This is a genomic window from Streptomyces sp. PL-25 (assembly GCF_058344915.1).
The window spans coordinates 905,878-921,579 of the sequence record NZ_CP136997.1; the positions used below are offsets into that span (position 1 = coordinate 905,878).

Below are 15,702 nucleotides of genomic sequence, written 5' to 3' on the forward strand. Positions count from 1 at the left end.
CGCGCGGCGCCGACGGTGGTGACAGCGGCGTGCGCGTCGGCATCGGCGGTGGCGGCGGGCGTGCGGTCCGGGGGTGCCGGGGAGACCCGGACGGTCCCGGCGGGCGCACGGCCGGGGCGGGGCGGCCGTGCCGTTGCGCGGTGCCGAACAGGGGTGGAAGTCTGGGAGGTGGAAGCGGCTCGGGGAGCGCCCGGGGACCGTCCGGCTCGCGCCGGGCGGAGCGAGAACGGGCCCGTCCCCACCACCTGGAGGTACCCGTGGACAGCGCCGACGGATGGGGAGACGACGTCTACCAGCCCGATGACGACTCCGAGGTCAAGGAGGACACGGGGGTCCTCGACTCGGAGGACACGCTGGAGAACGACGGTGTCGAGGACCCCCTGGACCGCGGTTGGTCCCCTCCCGAGCGGCCGTGGGCCGTGGAGCACACCGGTGTGACGGCGGCCGAGCGCCGGCGGGGCGAGACTCTGGACCAGCGACTGTCGGAGGAGCTGCCCGAGCTCGCCGCGCCGGACGGCGACGGCATCGGTGACTGCGACGGCTCCGACGGGGAACTCCTGGACAACGAGGTCGGTGCCGGCCGCTCGGGCCGGCTCGTCGCGCCCGACGAGGGTGTGCACGAGGACGAGGAGAGCGCGCTGGTCGCCACGGACGTGGGCATCGACGGAGCAGCCGCCTCCGCCGAGGAGGCCGCGATGCACGTCGTCGACGAGGAGTCCCTGTAGGGCAGCCCTCGCCGCCCGCGCCCCGTCGCCGCCGCCCTCCGGGCCACCGCCGTACGACGAGGAGCATCCATGCAGCAGGACAAGCACCCCGACTACCACTCCGTGGTCTTCCGCGACCGGGCCGCCGGCTACGCCTTCCTCACCCGGTCGACCGCGTCCAGTGACGAGACCATCGACTGGGACGACGGGGAGACATACCCGGTGGTGGACGTGGAGATCTCCTCGGAGAGCCATCCCTTCTACACCGGCAAGGCCCGCACGGTCGACTCCGAGGGCAGGGTCGCCCGGTTCGAGCGCCGCTACGGGGGCGGTTCCGGCCAGGGCTGAGGCCGCGCAGGAGAGCGGGGGCAGAGGCTGGGCGGAGGACGCGGCCGACAGGAGTCGTGACGGCCCGGCCCGCCGTCCGTGCGGCGGCCGGGCGCGGGAGACCGGGCCCGGCGAACAGGTCAGATGACGTTCAGCGCCGCCGCACAGCCCACTCCGCCGAGCACCATGAACACCGGCATCAGCACCTTGAGCTCGACCCAGCTGCCCGCCCGGAAGCGCATCGCCTTGGGCGGTCCGATCGGGTACCAGCGCCTGCGGCCCACCGGTATCGGCCACAGGATCGGGCATCCGGAGACGGTCAGCGCGTCCCCGATGTCGTGGACCAGCGCGCCCAGCACGATCGGCAGCCCCAGCCACAGGTACTCCTGGCCCGGCGCCGTGAACAGCCAGTCGGAGCCGTTGCCCGGCTTGTCCAGGATCCCGGCGAGGATCCAGGCGCTCGTCCCGGCCAGCAGCCACACCAGGACGTCGCTGCTGGAGCCGCGGGCCGCCCGCCACAGCAGCCCCTCGATGGCCAGGACCATGTGGGCGAAGAGGATCGCGAGGACCGCCCAGCGTCCGCCGGTGATCGCCACGACGGAGGCACCGCCACCGATCAGCACCGCCCAGAGCCAGGTGTGCGTGAGCGTGCGGTGACCGCCGGAACGGCGCGGGTCGCCCTTCTTGCGTGTCGTCTTGTAGGCGGCGTAGGAGAGCTTGTCCACGATCTCGCAGAGCCAGCGCGACAGCGGCCCGAAGGCGTGCGAGATGGTGGCGGCCTTGTGGTCCAGGTCGGGGGCGAGGGCCGCCCCGGCGCAGATCAGCGCGCCGACCAGCACGACCGGCCAGGGCATCGGGTGGTCCATCGCCGCTGCCGCCGCTCCGACGCCCAGCCAGGCTGCGGCACCCGACAGTGAGTGTGCTGGTCCCATCATGGCCGTTCCCCGCCCCGTTCGTCGTGTGCCGTCGTCCAGTCGGCCCGGTGTGCTGACACCGCGTCGGCGACACAGCGTAGCGGTCGTGATCTTCGCTCGGGCAGCCGATTCCCGCTGGGGCCGGGCGGCCAGGCAAGATGGGTGCGTGACCCTCATCGATCAGCTGCCGCCGACCGCCGACCCCGACGCCCTCTACGAAGCCTTCGAGTCGTGGGCCCAGGAGCGGGGTCTCACGCTCTACCCGCACCAGGAGGAGGCGCTGATCGAGGCGGTCTCCGGGGCGAACGTGATCGTGTCCACGCCCACCGGGTCCGGCAAGAGCATGATCGCCGCCGGTGCGCACTTCGCCGCCCTGGCCCGGGACGAGGTCACCTTCTACACCGCTCCGATCAAGGCGCTGGTGTCGGAGAAGTTCTTCGAGCTGTGCAAGCTGTTCGGCACCGAGAACGTCGGCATGCTCACCGGCGACGCCTCCGTGAACGCCGACGCGCCCGTCATCTGCTGCACCGCCGAGGTGCTGGCGTCCATCGCGCTGCGCGACGGCAAGGACGCCGACGTCGGCCAGGTCGTCATGGACGAGTTCCACTTCTACGCGGAACCGGACCGCGGCTGGGCCTGGCAGATCCCGCTGCTGGAACTGCCGCAGGCCCAGTTCGTCCTGATGTCGGCGACACTCGGCGACGTCTCCTTCTTCGAGAAGGACCTCGCCCGCCGCACCGGCCGCCCCACGGCCGTGGTCCGCTCGGCGACCCGCCCGGTCCCCCTGTCGTACGAGTACCGGCGCACCCCGCTCACCGAGACACTCACGGAGCTGCTGCAGGCGCGGCAGGCGCCCGTGTACATCGTGCACTTCACCCAGGCCCAGGCGGTGGAGCGGGCCCAGGCGCTGATGAGCATCAACATGTGCTCGCGCGAGGAGAAGGAGCAGATCGCCGAGCTGATCGGCAACTTCCGTTTCACCACCAAGTTCGGCCGCAACCTCTCCCGGTACGTGCGGCACGGCATCGGTGTCCACCACGCCGGCATGCTGCCCAAGTACCGGCGGCTGGTGGAGAAGCTGGCCCAGGCCGGTCTGCTGAAGGTGATCTGCGGTACGGACACCCTCGGTGTGGGGGTCAACGTCCCGATCCGCACGGTGCTGTTCACGGCGCTCACCAAGTACGACGGCAGTCGGGTGCGGACCCTGCGCGCCCGTGAGTTCCACCAGATCGCGGGCCGCGCCGGACGCGCGGGCTTCGACACGGAGGGCTTCGTCGTCGCGCAGGCCCCCGAGCACGTTATCGAGAACGAGAAGGCGCTCTCCAAGGCGGGCGACGACCCGAAGAAGCGCCGCAAGGTCGTCCGCAAGAAGGCGCCGGAGGGGTTCGTCGCCTGGTCGGACACCACCTTCGACAAGCTCATCGCCTCCGAGCCGGAGCCCCTGACGTCGCGTTTCCGGGTGACGCACACCATGCTGCTGTCGGTGATCGCGCGTCCCGGCAACGCCTTCGAGGCGATGCGGCATCTGCTGGAGGACAACCACGAGCCGCGCAAGCAGCAGTTGCGGCACATCCGGCGGGCCATCGCCATCTACCGCTCGCTGCTGGACGGCGGCATCGTCGAGAAGCTCGACCGGCCGGACGCCGAGGGCCGGATCGTGCGCCTCACGGTCGACCTCCAGCAGGACTTCGCGCTGAACCAGCCGCTGTCCACCTTCGCCCTGGCCGCCTTCGAGCTGCTGGACCCCGAGTCGCCGTCCTACGCGCTGGACATGGTGTCCGTCGTGGAGTCCACGCTGGACGACCCGCGGCAGATCCTGGCCGCCCAGCAGAACAAGGCGCGCGGCGAGGCCGTGGCCGCGATGAAGGCGGACGGCGTCGAGTACGAGGAGCGGATGGAGCGCCTCCAGGACGTCAGCTACCCCAAGCCGCTGGAGGAACTGCTCTTCCACGCCTACGACACCTACCGCAAGAGCCACCCGTGGGTCGGTGACCATCCGCTGTCGCCCAAGTCCGTGGTCCGGGACATGTACGAACGGGCGCTGTCCTTCACCGAGCTGGTCTCCCTCTACGAGCTGGCGCGGACCGAGGGCATCGTGCTCCGCTACCTGGCCAGCGCCTACAAGGCCCTGGAGCACACCGTCCCGGACGACCTGAAGTCCGAGGACCTCCAGGATCTGATCGCCTGGCTGGGCGAGATGGTGCGCCAGGTCGACTCCAGCCTGCTGGACGAGTGGGAGCAGTTGGCCAACCCGGCGGGGATGACCGCGGAGGAGGCACAGGAGAAGGCCGACCAGGTCAAGCCGGTCACCTCCAACGCGCGCGCCTTCCGCGTCCTGGTCCGCAACGCGCTGTTCCGCCGGGTGGAGCTCGCCGCCCTCGACCAGGTCGCCGAACTGGGCGAGATGGACGCCGAGTCCGGGTGGGACGAGGAGGCGTGGGGCGAGGCCATGGACCGCTACTGGGACGAGTACGAGGACCTGGGTACCGGTCCGGACGCCCGCGGCCCGAAGCTGCTGGTGATCAAGGAGGAGCCGGAGCACGGGCTGTGGCGGGTGCGGCAGATCTTCGACGATCCGAACGGCGACCACGACTGGGGCATCAGCGCGGAGATCGACCTGGCCGCTTCGGACGCCGAGGGCCGTGCGATCGTGCGGGTGACCGCCGTCGGACAGTTGTGAACCGACTCCGGTCCCCGGGAAGCGCACGCCCCGCCGTGAACACAGGAGAACCGCGCCCATGACGAACCCGGCCGAGAGGCTTGTCGATCTGCTCGACCTGGAGCAGATAGAGGTCAACATCTTCCGCGGCCGCAGTCCGCAGGAGTCCCTGCAACGGGTCTTCGGCGGCCAGGTGGCCGGACAGGCTCTCGTGGCCGCCGGGCGCACCACGGACAGCGACCGCCCGGTGCACTCCCTGCACGCGTATTTCCTGCGGCCCGGCCGTCCGGGGGTGCCGATCGTGTACCAGGTGGAGCGGGTGCGGGACGGGCGGTCCTTCACGACGCGCCGGGTCACCGCGGTGCAGCAGGGCCGCACGATCTTCAATCTGACCGCCTCCTTCCACAAGCCCGAACAGGGCAGTTTCGATCACCAGTTGCCGCCGGCCCGCAAGGTGCCGTCGCCGGAGTCCCTGCCGACGGTCGCCGACGAGGTCCGCGAGCACCTGGGCGCGCTGCCGGAGCAGTTCGAGCGCATGGCGCGCCGCCAGCCCTTCGACATCCGGTACGTGGACCGGTTGCGCTGGACCACCGAGGAGGTCGAGGACGCCGAACCGCGCAGCGCGGTGTGGATGCGCGCGGTCGGTCCGCTCGGCGACGATCCGCTGGTGCACACCTGTGCGCTGACATACGCCAGTGACATGACGCTGCTGGACGCCGTACGCCTGCCGGTCGAACCGCTCTGGGGTCCGCGCGGTTTCGACATGGCGTCGCTGGACCACGCCATGTGGTTCCACCGGCCGTTCCGGGCGGACGAGTGGTTCCTGTACGACCAGGAGTCACCGATCGCGACGGGCGGGCGGGGGCTGGCCCGCGGGCGCATCTACGACACCGAGGGGCGTCTGCTGGTGTCCGTCGTCCAGGAGGGTCTGTTCCGCCCGGTGTGACCCTCGCGTGCCGACGCGCCGACGCGCCGCCGGATCTGCGGTGTGGCGCGGGCCGCGGACGCGTCACGGCTCGCGGGTCAGGCGCCTCTGCGGAACAGCCGTCCGAGCAGTCCGTGCGAGCGTCGTGCGGGCCGCTGCCCAGGGTGATGTCCGGACCGCTTCCGAGCGGGCTCGGGCGGGCGGCGTCGCTCCGGAGCGTGCCGTCGGCTGTCGAGGGCGGGACGCCGGTCGGAGGCTCGCCGCCGGTCTCCGACCGGACGTCGGCCGGAGGCCGGCCCCGGGACAAGGTGGTGGGATGCCGGATCGGCGTGGTGCGGCGCCGGGCGCGGTGCGGGCCGGTGGGCGCGGGCTTCCCGCATCGATTGCGCCAAGTCGGCCCGGAGCCACGCGATCTCGTCGGCGTCCTGCGCCGTGGAGAGGTGCTCGACGAGGTCTGCGGCGGGCGAACCGGGCGCGCCGTGCGGCTGCGGCCGGGTCCGGTGGCGGTTCAGATGGGCGCGCTCGTAAGGATCGGGGATGATCTCCGAGATCTGGAGCGGGTCGAGCAGTGACGCCGGGGCCGCCGCCTGTGCCCAGGGGTCGTCGGCGGCCTGCCGGAGCAGGAAGCCCAGGTGCCGCCCGCGCCAGTTGCGCGGGCGCAGGTCCACGCCCGCGTCCAACTGGTCCCGCAGCGTCTCGGCCAGCGGCCGGGTCAGCAGCGAGGTGTTCTTCTCGTCCGCCGCGAACTGCCGGAGCTCGTCGGCGAGATACAGCCAGACGACGGCCCGGTACCGATTGAGGTAGAACGCGACGGGCACGAGCAGACCCAGCCGGGCCAGGCGGGTGAACCGGACCGTGATCATCCGCATGATCTGCGCGGCCTGCCTGGTGCCCACTGCCTCCACCCGATCGCGCAGCGCCTGCGGAAAGCCTTCCTGTGCCCGGAGCCTCTCGATCTCGGCTCGCTCCACGCGGCAGCCGCCTCCGCCGTCGTCGGCGAGCGTCCGGATGTGGCCGAGGCCCACGGCCAGTTCGAACTCGCGGCGCTTCAGTCCCAGTTCTTTGGCGGCTCGGCTCTGGCCGACGGACGCGCCGGGATTCCCGGAGACCGGCTCGAGGGCGGATACGGATGCGTGCGTGATGGTGGTGCCGGACATGTGGGTCCCCCGTGAGGTGAGTTGCTCGCGCCTGCCGCGCTCGCACACCAAAAACCGTAGCCGGAACCGCGCATTTCGGCGCAAGCCTGTGGATAACTCACGGGTGACCCGCGAACGCGCTGGTCAGAGGTCAGTTGTGGGGGGACGCTCGGGTTGGCGAGTGGCGACGTCGAGATGCTCGCCGACCCGGTTCACCAGCCGGGTCATCTCGTAGGCGATCAGGCCGATGTCGGCCTCGGCGCTGCTGAGGACGCACAGGCAGCTGCCCGCGCCGGCGGCGGTCACGAACAGCACCGCGTCGTCGAACTCGACCATCGTCTGCCGTACCGACCCCGCGCCGAAATGGCGCCCGGACCCTTTGGCGAGGCTGTGCAGGCCGGACGCGACGGCGGCCAGGTGCTCCGCGTCCTCGCGGCGCAGGCCCGTGCTGGCTCCGGTGACCAGTCCGTCGGTGGACAGGACCAGGGCGTGCCGGACGTTCCCCACCCGCTCGGTCAGGTCGTCCAGCAGCCAACCGAGTGTGCGGTTGTGCTCCATGATCTGTTCGCCCCCCATGCGTCGTCTCCTCCAGATCGGAGGATCTCCCGCCAGCCTTCCCCACTGTTCCTGCCCCGGCAAGCAGGATGGGGGCATGGCACAGAAGATGACCGACGAGGAATGGCGGGCGTTCGTCTCGCACGGCACCCGCACCGGCAAGCTGTCGACCGTCCGGGCCGACGGAAGCCCGCATGTGGCGCCGATCTGGTTCCTGCTCGACGGGGACGACGTGGTCTTCAACACCGGGAAGGAGACGGTGAAGGGGCGCAATCTGGTGCGGGACGGCCGGTTCGCGCTCTGTGTGGACGACGACCGGCCACCGTTCACCTTCGTGGTGGTGCAGGGCCGGGCCCGGCTCTCCGAGGACCTGGACGAGGTCCGGCACTGGGCGGCCCGGATCGGCGCCCGCTACATGGGCGAGGAGCGCGCCGAGGAGTTCGGGGAACGCAACGGCGTGCCGGGAGAGCTTCTGGTCCGGGCCGCGATCGACAAGGTCGTGGCGATGCGGGACCTCGCCGACTGATTCCGGCCGATGCAGGGTGATACCGATGCCGGGTGATCCCGATTCCGGCCGATGCCAGGTGGTCCTGATTCCGGCTGATGCCGGGTGATATCGGGTGGGCCCGGCTGATCCGCGCGGGCCTGACCTGACCCCCGGCGCCTCCCGCCCGCCGTCTTCCCCGGCACGCCTGCGCGGTGGTGCGGGATCATGCCGTGCATGAGCGACGACATCACGCACGTGCAGGAGTTCTTCACCGCCCGCGCCGCGGACTGGGACAGCAGATTCCCCGACGACGGCCCCGCCTACGCCGCCGCCGTCGCCGAGCTGGGACTCGGCGACGGCGACCGCGTGCTCGACGCGGGGTGTGGGACCGGACGCGCGCTGCCGCCGCTGCGCGCCGCCGTGGGCGTGTCGGGCGTGGTCGTGGGCGCCGATGTCACGCCGGCGATGCTGGAGGCCGCGGTGCGGGCCGGCCGCGACCGTGAGGGGCGGCTGCTGCTGGCCGATGTCAGCGCCCTGCCGTTCAGGACCCAGTCGTTCGACGCCGTCTTCGCGGCCGGTCTCGTCGCGCATCTGCCGCGGCCCGCGGAGAACCTGCGGGAGTTGCGGCGCGTGGTGCGGCCCGGTGGCATGCTCGCGTTGTTCCATCCGATCGGCCGGGCGGCGCTCGCGGCGCGTCAGGGGCGCCGGATCACACCGGACGACCTCCGCGCGGAAGACCGTCTCCGACCGCTGCTGGCCGGATCGGGATGGCGCATGACGTCGTACGTCGACGAGGACGCCCGCTTCCTGGCGCTCGCCGTCCGGGAGGGCTGACACCGCTGTCCCGCGCCCCGAGGGCGCGCGGCGTACGGGCCACCGGGCGGGCACCGCTCACAGTGTTCCGGCGACGGCTGCCGCGAACATGTCCGGGTTGTCGAACATGATGTTGTGGCCCGCGTCCGGCACGGTCACCACGCGTACGCCCGCCTCCTCCAGACGGCTTCTGCCCGGCAGTTCGCCGCTCAGTTCTCCCTGGAGGCAGAGGCGGTCCACGGGCAGGCGCAGAAGCATGTCGCGCATCGTGGGCCGGGTGCCGCGTCGGAGAGCCACCGCACTGCGGTGCAGTGCGCGCGGGTCGGTGAGCCGCAGGGTCGCCGGCCACACGGGTCCCGCCTGAAGCCGCACGCGCGCGTGGCCTCCGTCGACGAACGCCTCCTCGCCGAAGGAGCCGATGATGCTGCTGCCCGCGCTCGCCGGTGGGAGCGGGTCCAGATTGGGCTCGGCGAGGACCAGCCGGGAGACGAGGTCGGGCCTGCGGTGGGCGAGCACGATCGCGACGGCCCCGCCCATGCTGTGCGCGACCAGTTCGGCTCCGGTCAGCTCCGCCTCGTCCAGTGCGCGGGCCACGGCGTCGGCGTGCTCCTCCAGGGTGTAGCCGAAATCGGCGGGCCGGTCGCTGATGCCGTGTCCGGGCAGGTCGACGAAGAGGCTGCGCCGCCCGACGACTTCGGGGCGGGCCGCGATGTGTGCGTGGTAGACCGACGAGATCGAGCCGAGTCCGTGCGCATACACGCGCGCGGGCTCGGCGCCGGGTGTCTCGGTCCAGCGGATCATGCTGCCCGCTCCGTCGAACTCGGCCTGCTTCATGTCACCCTCCGTGCATCACGGCACCGGTATGTCCGGGACCCCCTCAAGGAACATACATCGGTGACGAGGTATTGCTCAGTCGATGTATCAAAGGAGCGTTGTACAGCTGATCTGCTGTACCAGGGGCACGATGTACCGCGGATGTACGCGACAATGCGGGAATGCTGGAGCTGGCCATCCTCGGATTCCTCTACGACACCCCACTGCACGGCTATGAGCTGCGCAAACGCATCACCGCGCTGACGGGTCACGTACGGCCTGTCGCCGAGAGCACGCTCTACCCCGCGATCAAGCGGCTGGAGAAGGCCGGCCTGCTCGAACGGGCCACCGAACCGGGGGCCGTGGCGGCACCGCGCCATGTCCTCACGCTCACCGACGAGGGCAGGCGCGAGCTGCGCCGCCGCCTCGCCGAACCGGTCCAGCAGGACATCACGGACGAGAACCGCTGGTTCACCGTCCTGGCCTTCCTCAGGCACCTGGACGATCCGGGCGACCAGGCGGCCGTGCTGCGGCGCAGACTGAGCTTTCTCGAGACCCCTTCGAGCTTCTTCTACGAGGGCGACCGGCCGCTGCGCGCCGAAGAACTCGGCGACCCCTTCCGGCGCGGCATCCTCACCGTCGCGCGGGCCACCAGCCAGGCGGAAGTGGCATGGCTCCGCAGCACGATCGACTCACTGGACGACGCCGTCGGCTGAGTCGCCGGCATGCCGCACCGGGCACCCCCGCAGGCCGGGGACGGGGCGGGTGCCGAGATCGGCCACCCGGTAGCCGTCCGGGTAGCTCTTGATCTCCCAGTTCTGCCGCGCGAAGTGCGGCGTCCTGCGCGGCGGAAGCAGCCGGACGGCCCGGCCCCGGGCGCGCACCGCGCCACGCACGAAGCGGCGGGTCAGTGCGGACGGCGGGTCGTAGCGGAACGCCTCCAGCAGCGGCTCGTCGAGCAGGGCCAGGGTGGCACGGCGCAGCAGCGGGGCGAGGGGGCGCGGGTACCAGGAGGCCATCAGGCCGAGCGTGGCGTCGGAGACCGTCCGCGCCCGGTCGTCCCAGCCGAAGTGGGCCTTCTCGTAGGCGTCGAGGTGCGCCTCGAACTCCTCGTACGACTCGGGGATGTCCTTGATGCCCATGTGCCGGCCGAGCGTGCGGTAGTGGACGGCGGCGGCCACGGTCTCGTGCCGGGACAGCCTGCGCCAGCCGTACGCGTCGATCCACCGCTTGGGCATCACGACGAACGTGCACAGCACGTAGCGCATGTCGTCGTTGCTGATGTCGTAACTGCGGTGCATCTGGTTGATGCGCCGGATGGCGGTGCGGCCCCGTTCACCGGCGAATCCGTGCTCGATGACGGCGTCGAGGAGCAGCGCCGTGTCGTCGTAGCGCTTCTGGGAGCGCTCCGTGAGTTCGGCCGTCTCCGCGAGCAGCCGGCCGATGCTCGGGACGGCGTACGTCCGGTAGAGGGCCAGTTCCAGGGCGCGGGTGAAGTCCCACGGGAACTCGTACACCGCGGTCAGCCGGTGGATCTCCGTCGCCTCGGTCACCGGATCCATCCGGCGGATCTGCTCGAGCCGGTCGAACCGCTTCGCCACTGCGCACCCCTCCTGCCGTCCGAGGCCCAACTCTACTGTGCGTAGCCACAGATGCACCATCCGTGTCGGCAACATGCGCCCGGCCAGGACCTGTCCGGCCGATCATGGTGGAGGGAGGCGACAGCGCCTTGTGGGCGCGGGTGAGCGGGGTGTGGTGCGTGTAGTCGCAAGGCGGAGGAGGGCGTCGACGCGGAGCGTCGGCAACGGACGACAACGCGGCGGATGTGCGTGCCCCACCCCGCGTCTTCGCCATGACCGACCGGACAGGTTCTGGGCGTCCGAGGGGCACCGGTACGGCCGTTTCGCCCCCTACGGGGTGGCAAACTGCAGGTCCGCGCGGTACCTGGAGTCGTGACAACCTCCTGGCCCGCGCACTAGGGTGCGCGCCGTTGGACGAACCGATGGGGAGGCTGGGATGGCCGGGACGGGCGAGAAAGCCGTCGCCGCCGCGGACGACGCGCTCTACGTGCTGACGGCGGTCCTGCTGACGCCCGCGCAGTTCCCGAGCGTGCTGGGCGACGACTATCCGGAAGCCTGTGCGGCGCTCGGTCTGGCCCCGCTGGTGGACGGGTACGGGCTGGTGCTCGGTCAGGACGGCGCAGGTGCGCGGTGGACCGTGGCCGTCGACGACGTGTCACTGGTGGCGGTGGCCATCGCGTCCTGGGACTGCGGCATGGAGTACGACCTGTCGCCCGGGGAGCGCACGGTGGTCGCCGCCCTGCCGGGCTGGCCGCTCGACGTGGCCGTCGCGGCTCCCGGCGTGCCCGCGCCGCACGATCCCGCCCCCGACGCGGGGGACGGTCCCTTGCTGACACCGCCGGACACCGGCGTCTGGGGGCCCGCTCAGCGCCGTCTGGGCGCCGATGAGATCGCCCTGCGCTGGACGGCGTGGCGGGAGCAGATCGGCGACGCCACGTACTTCGCCCAGGCCGGGGGAAGTCGACCGGAGGGGAGCGAACCCGAGGAGACCGCGCAGGGGCGGGGCTCCGGCCTGGGCCGCGAGCCCGGGGAGGGACCGGCGTCCGGGCGGGCCCCGGAGACGGCCCCAGGAGCCGAGGTCGGGGGCGGCGAAAGCGTGGCGGACCGGACAGCGCAGGACGCCTCCGCGGGACATCGCGGTGTCCGGCGTGTCCTGGCGGAGGCTCGCGCCTACGTGGACTCGCCGCCGCCGCTGGGCCGGATCAGGTCGTCCTTCGCTCCGGGCGAGGCACGGACCCTGCGTGCCGACGGACCGGGGTGGTCGATGGTGGCCCGGACCGACGACATCGCCTTCGTGCTCCTCGACGAGGAGCCCGGCGAGGTGCTGCCGGTGGGCCGGGGGCCGGAGCTGCCCCGTCTGCTGGAGGCCCTCGACCGGCTGGCGGTACGCCCCAGCTGACACCCTCGCGCGACCGGCTCTCGCCTCTGCGAGCGCCATCGCCCATGACGGCCCCAGACCTCCCCGGACGCGCGCACCGCGAGCGTTCCGTGGCGGCTCGTCCGCCGGCGTATGTCTTGGCTCACCACAGCGACTCATCTCTGCATATGGCGCCAACCCATGGAGTTGGCGGGAGCGGACCCCGCACGATGGGGCAGCTCCGGGCCGCACCACCTCGTGCGCCGGCCCGAGCCCCCTGTTCCCTTCCTCTCCGGAGTCGTCGTGCGTCTGTCCCGTGGAGTCCCGCTCGCCACCGCCGCGCTGCTGACCGGTGTCGCCGCCTGGCCCGCCCCGGTGGCCGCCGCGACCGGGGCCGACGGCCACTGCGGGCACGGGGGCCGGCTGCGGGTGCCGGGCGCGGCCTTCGTCCAGACGGCGTGTCTGCCCGATCTGACCACCACCGGACTCGCCGGAACCCCTTACACGGACATGGCCGACCAGGCCGGGCTGACCGCCCGGGACACGCGCGTGCCTTCCGGTGTGCCCGGTGTGCAGATCGACGGCTACTTCCCGGACTCCTCGCACTTCAACACCACGCACGGGTGGCGGCACGACGCGCAGTTCGTGATCCGGCTGCCGGACCACTGGAACGGCGGTCTGGTGGTCACCGGAGCGCCGGGCACACGCAAGCAGTACGCCACGGACAAGGCCATCTCGGACCAGGTGCTGGCTCAGGGCTACGCCTACGCCGCCACGGACAAGGGCAACAGTTCGGCCGACTTCTATCGCGACGGGGCCCGGCCCGGCGAGGCGGTCGCCGAGTGGAACACGCGCACCACCCAGCTCACGCGCGCCGCACGCGGTGTGCTCACCGAACGGTACGGCCGCGCACCGCGCCGGACGTACATGACCGGCATGTCCAACGGCGGATACCTCACGCGCTGGCAGCTTGAGCACCATCCGGAGCTGTACGACGGCGGCGTGGACCGGGAGGGCGCCCTGTGGACGGCGGGCGGTCCGAACCTGCTCACCTCGCTGCCCGCCGCCGTGGCCCGGTCCCTGGGGTCGGCCGGTGACTCGGCGCTGTACGCCGTGGGGTTCGCGCGCGGATCGGAGTTCCTGTGGCCCTACCACGAGCAGGCGTACTGGGGGGTGACGCAGAAGATCTACCGTGCCGAGTTCGACCCCGGCTACGACCCGGCCTGCCCCGGAGCGTCGGCCGGGAGCACGCCGGAGCAGATCCTGGCGCCGTGCCCCTCCGACGCCGCCTACGACTACGCCGCACGTCCCGCCTCCGTGCACCGCGCGGTGGCCCGTGTGGCACTGACCGGGCGGATCGGCAAACCGCTGATCACACTGCACGGTGATCTGGACTCGCTGCTCCCCCGGGCCGCAGACTCCGATGTGTACGCGCGCATGGTCGACGCGAGCGGCCGGGGTGCTCTGCACCAGTACTACACGATCGAGGGCGGCACACACGTCGACGGGCTGTACGACACCTATCCGGACCGGCTGCGGCCGATCCTGCCCTGTTACCGATCCGCTTTCGACGCTCTGGCGGCGTGGGTGGAGCACGGTGTGCGGCCGCCCGCGGACCGGACCGTCGGCAGGCCCGCGAGCGGTGATGTGGTCGACTCCTGCGCCCTGGGCGGACGGGCACCCGGACATCAGGACCGCGGCCGGCGGATCAGCGGTCGAGTCCCTTGCGGGTGACGCGGCGCAGCCGACGACGCTGGGAGGGGTCCAGCGCGAGGTAGGCGGCGGCCGGGACACCCAGCACGATCAGGAGCACGGCCCAGAAGGGCAGCCAGATCCACAGGATCAGGCCGACTGCCACGCCACCCGCGGCGATCTTCGCTTTCTTCGACATCTGTCGCCTCCTTCGCGGCCACTGCCGCTCTCTGTCGTGAAAACGGCTCCGCCGCTCCGGCGGTTCCGGTCCGCGACCCCGAGAAGCCCCTGAGACATCCCTGAGCCGCGCCCCTACGGGTCGCCTCGGGTCCTCGACTCCCGTCGTCACCCCATGGCTGCCCGTGCGGTCCGTGCGGCCGTACCGCCCGGTCGGCCGGTGGCGCCCCGAGGGCCCGTGCACCGGCCTCGGCTACTCCACCCTGAGAGGCTCCCCCACCTCGTACAGATGACGCAGGGCCTGGCGATAGGAGTCGACGAGGCCGGTCTCGGCGTAGGGGATGCCGAGATCCTGGCAGTGGGCGCGGACCAGGGGCTGGGCGAGCCGCAGATGCGGGCGCGGCATGCTCGGGAACAGATGGTGCTCGATCTGGTAGTTGAGGCCGCCGAGGAACCAGTCCGTCAGGACACCGCCCCGGATGTTGCGCGAGGTGAGCACCTGGCGGCGCAGGTGCCCCCAGCGGTCGCCGTCCGGGTCCGGCATCTCCATGCCCTTGTGGTTGGGCGCGAAGGACAGTCCCAGATGCAGGCCGAACAGCGCCTGGTGCACGGCGGCGAACGCGAGGGCCTTCCCCGGGGACAGCACGGTGAGCAGCAGCGCCGCGTACCCCACCACATGGGCCACGAGGAGCGCGCCCTCCACGAGGCGTTCCCGGGGCGACTGACGGCGCAGATCCTGGAAGCCGTGCACCTTGAGGGCTATGCCTTCGAGCAGGGTGAGCGGGAAGAACAGCCAGGCCTGGTTCCGGGTGAGCCAGCGGCGGAAGCCCTGCCGGACCCCGGCCTGTTCGCCGGTGAAGACCAGTACGTCGGCGGCGACGTCCGGGTCCTTGTCGCGGTGGTTGGGATTGGCGTGGTGCCGGTTGTGCTTGGCGTTCCACCACGAGTAGCTCAGGCCGAGCAGCAGGTTGCCGTGCACCAGGCCGATCGCCCGGCTGACCGCCTTGTCGCCGCTGATCTGCGCGTGTCCGGCGTCGTGGCCGATGAACGCGGTACGGGCGAAGAGCACGGCGAACGGCACCGCCAGGAGCAGTGCCCACCAGGAGTCGCCCACGAGGAAGAGCCCCGCGACGACCGCCGCGAGGGCCAGCGCGTTGCCTGCGATGACGCGCGCGTACCACCCGTGCCGCCGCCCCAGCAGTCCCCGGTCCTTGACGGTGCGCAGCAGGGGCGCGAACTCACTGCCGGCGGCGGACCCGCCGGCCCTCTCCTGGGTGCCGTCCGCGACGGCTGCGGCGGGCTGGGGCATGGTGGGGTCTCCGGTCTCTCGGCAACGGCCTGACCTGAGAAAACGTATGGATCGAAGCCCTGTCCCGGCCATGGCGCCAACACCCCGCCTCGCAGGGGGGCCGCCTCCCCGCGGGCGGGGGGAACACCCCCGCAGGCGCCGGGGGGCCAGCGACACCTCCGCAGGACATGCCCACGTCACCGACGCCTTGTTCCCGGTCGGCCGCCGATGTGCTGTACCCTCGGCGGCCGACCACCAGTAGTCAAATTTGAGGA

Annotated in this window: 16 protein-coding genes; 9 read left to right on the forward strand and 7 right to left on the reverse strand. The window is 71.8% G+C overall.

What is annotated here, in order from left to right:
• Positions 1-257: 257 nt before the first annotated feature.
• Together R4Z62_RS03925 and R4Z62_RS03930 are read left to right on the forward strand one after the other, a co-directional pair.
• Positions 258-725, forward strand: coding sequence for a DUF5709 domain-containing protein (locus R4Z62_RS03925; RefSeq protein WP_491519134.1), 468 nt, complete (start codon positions 258-260; stop codon positions 723-725).
• 69 nt (positions 726-794) lie between these two features.
• The gene (locus R4Z62_RS03930; protein WP_018571046.1) at positions 795-1,052 is read left to right on the forward strand and encodes a type B 50S ribosomal protein L31; all 258 of its coding nucleotides are present in this window, start codon (positions 795-797) and stop codon (positions 1,050-1,052) included.
• Positions 1,053-1,171: 119 nt separating this feature from the next.
• Here R4Z62_RS03930 and R4Z62_RS03935 read toward each other — a convergent pair whose 3' ends face one another.
• Positions 1,172-1,966, reverse strand: coding sequence for a metal-dependent hydrolase (locus R4Z62_RS03935; RefSeq protein WP_064531421.1), 795 nt, complete (start codon positions 1,964-1,966; stop codon positions 1,172-1,174).
• 145 nt (positions 1,967-2,111) lie between these two features.
• Between R4Z62_RS03935 and R4Z62_RS03940 the strand changes: the two genes are divergently transcribed.
• Together R4Z62_RS03940 and R4Z62_RS03945 are read left to right on the forward strand one after the other, a co-directional pair.
• The gene (locus tag R4Z62_RS03940) at positions 2,112-4,625 is read left to right on the forward strand and encodes a DEAD/DEAH box helicase (protein WP_491519135.1); all 2,514 of its coding nucleotides are present in this window, start codon (positions 2,112-2,114) and stop codon (positions 4,623-4,625) included.
• A gap of 58 nt (positions 4,626-4,683) precedes the next feature.
• A complete protein-coding gene (locus R4Z62_RS03945; protein WP_491519136.1) occupies positions 4,684-5,550 on the forward strand; it encodes an acyl-CoA thioesterase in 867 nt (288 codons plus the stop codon).
• Positions 5,551-5,627: 77 nt separating this feature from the next.
• Here R4Z62_RS03945 and R4Z62_RS03950 read toward each other — a convergent pair whose 3' ends face one another.
• Positions 5,628-6,686: a DUF6397 family protein gene (locus R4Z62_RS03950; RefSeq protein WP_491519137.1), complete on the reverse strand. Its 1,059-nt coding sequence runs from the start codon at positions 6,684-6,686 to the stop codon at positions 5,628-5,630.
• A 123-nt stretch (positions 6,687-6,809) separates the two neighbouring features.
• A complete protein-coding gene (locus R4Z62_RS03955; RefSeq protein ID WP_491521836.1) occupies positions 6,810-7,223 on the reverse strand; it encodes a roadblock/LC7 domain-containing protein in 414 nt (137 codons plus the stop codon).
• 94 nt (positions 7,224-7,317) lie between these two features.
• Between R4Z62_RS03955 and R4Z62_RS03960 the strand changes: the two genes are divergently transcribed.
• Both R4Z62_RS03960 and R4Z62_RS03965 read left to right on the forward strand, forming a co-directional pair.
• The gene (locus R4Z62_RS03960; RefSeq protein WP_491519138.1) at positions 7,318-7,746 is read left to right on the forward strand and encodes a PPOX class F420-dependent oxidoreductase; all 429 of its coding nucleotides are present in this window, start codon (positions 7,318-7,320) and stop codon (positions 7,744-7,746) included.
• 195 nt (positions 7,747-7,941) lie between these two features.
• Positions 7,942-8,541: a class I SAM-dependent methyltransferase gene (locus R4Z62_RS03965; protein ID WP_382843396.1), complete on the forward strand. Its 600-nt coding sequence runs from the start codon at positions 7,942-7,944 to the stop codon at positions 8,539-8,541.
• Positions 8,542-8,598: 57 nt separating this feature from the next.
• Here the strand turns inward: R4Z62_RS03965 and R4Z62_RS03970 are convergent, their stop codons facing one another.
• Entirely contained in the window at positions 8,599-9,354 is a 756-nt protein-coding gene (locus R4Z62_RS03970) for an alpha/beta fold hydrolase (protein ID WP_491519139.1), read from the reverse strand.
• Positions 9,355-9,515: 161 nt separating this feature from the next.
• Here R4Z62_RS03970 and R4Z62_RS03975 point away from each other — a divergent pair, with 161 nt between their 5' ends.
• Positions 9,516-10,049, forward strand: a complete 534-nt coding sequence (locus R4Z62_RS03975) for a PadR family transcriptional regulator (RefSeq protein WP_491519140.1) — start codon at positions 9,516-9,518, stop codon at positions 10,047-10,049.
• On the opposite strand, the gene R4Z62_RS03980 is transcribed toward R4Z62_RS03975, so the two are convergent.
• Positions 10,026-10,895 (reverse strand): oxygenase MpaB family protein, encoded by an 870-nt coding sequence (locus R4Z62_RS03980; RefSeq protein ID WP_491521837.1) that lies wholly within the window; start codon positions 10,893-10,895, stop codon positions 10,026-10,028. The two genes, R4Z62_RS03975 and R4Z62_RS03980, sit on opposite strands and share 24 nt — an antisense overlap.
• A gap of 454 nt (positions 10,896-11,349) precedes the next feature.
• Here R4Z62_RS03980 and R4Z62_RS03985 point away from each other — a divergent pair, with 454 nt between their 5' ends.
• Positions 11,350-12,312, forward strand: coding sequence for a hypothetical protein (locus R4Z62_RS03985; RefSeq protein ID WP_491519141.1), 963 nt, complete (start codon positions 11,350-11,352; stop codon positions 12,310-12,312).
• A gap of 261 nt (positions 12,313-12,573) precedes the next feature.
• Positions 12,574-14,004, forward strand: a complete 1,431-nt coding sequence (locus tag R4Z62_RS03990; protein ID WP_491519142.1) for a tannase/feruloyl esterase family alpha/beta hydrolase — start codon at positions 12,574-12,576, stop codon at positions 14,002-14,004.
• Here the strand turns inward: R4Z62_RS03990 and R4Z62_RS03995 are convergent.
• Entirely contained in the window at positions 13,979-14,161 is a 183-nt protein-coding gene (locus tag R4Z62_RS03995; protein ID WP_491519143.1) for a tail-anchor membrane protein, read from the reverse strand. The two genes, R4Z62_RS03990 and R4Z62_RS03995, sit on opposite strands and share 26 nt — an antisense overlap.
• A 231-nt stretch (positions 14,162-14,392) precedes the next feature.
• A complete protein-coding gene (locus R4Z62_RS04000; protein WP_491519144.1) occupies positions 14,393-15,448 on the reverse strand; it encodes a fatty acid desaturase family protein in 1,056 nt (351 codons plus the stop codon).
• Positions 15,449-15,702: the final 254 nt, after the last annotated feature.

Coding starts and splice junctions, on each gene's coding strand:
- R4Z62_RS03930 (WP_018571046.1), top strand. CDS start 795: ATGCAGCAGGACAAGCACCCCGACTACCACTCCGTGGTCTTCCGCGAC.
- R4Z62_RS03935 (WP_064531421.1), bottom strand. CDS start 1,966: ATGATGGGACCAGCACACTCACTGTCGGGTGCCGCAGCCTGGCTGGGC.
- R4Z62_RS03945 (WP_491519136.1), top strand. CDS start 4,684: ATGACGAACCCGGCCGAGAGGCTTGTCGATCTGCTCGACCTGGAGCAG.
- R4Z62_RS03950 (WP_491519137.1), bottom strand. CDS start 6,686: ATGTCCGGCACCACCATCACGCACGCATCCGTATCCGCCCTCGAGCCG.
- R4Z62_RS03955 (WP_491521836.1), bottom strand. CDS start 7,223: ATGGAGCACAACCGCACACTCGGTTGGCTGCTGGACGACCTGACCGAG.
- R4Z62_RS03960 (WP_491519138.1), top strand. CDS start 7,318: ATGGCACAGAAGATGACCGACGAGGAATGGCGGGCGTTCGTCTCGCAC.
- R4Z62_RS03965 (WP_382843396.1), top strand. CDS start 7,942: ATGAGCGACGACATCACGCACGTGCAGGAGTTCTTCACCGCCCGCGCC.
- R4Z62_RS03970 (WP_491519139.1), bottom strand. CDS start 9,354: ATGAAGCAGGCCGAGTTCGACGGAGCGGGCAGCATGATCCGCTGGACC.
- R4Z62_RS03975 (WP_491519140.1), top strand. CDS start 9,516: ATGCTGGAGCTGGCCATCCTCGGATTCCTCTACGACACCCCACTGCAC.
- R4Z62_RS03980 (WP_491521837.1), bottom strand. CDS start 10,895: ATGGATCCGGTGACCGAGGCGACGGAGATCCACCGGCTGACCGCGGTG.
- R4Z62_RS03985 (WP_491519141.1), top strand. CDS start 11,350: ATGGCCGGGACGGGCGAGAAAGCCGTCGCCGCCGCGGACGACGCGCTC.
- R4Z62_RS03995 (WP_491519143.1), bottom strand. CDS start 14,161: ATGTCGAAGAAAGCGAAGATCGCCGCGGGTGGCGTGGCAGTCGGCCTG.
- R4Z62_RS04000 (WP_491519144.1), bottom strand. CDS start 15,448: ATGCCCCAGCCCGCCGCAGCCGTCGCGGACGGCACCCAGGAGAGGGCC.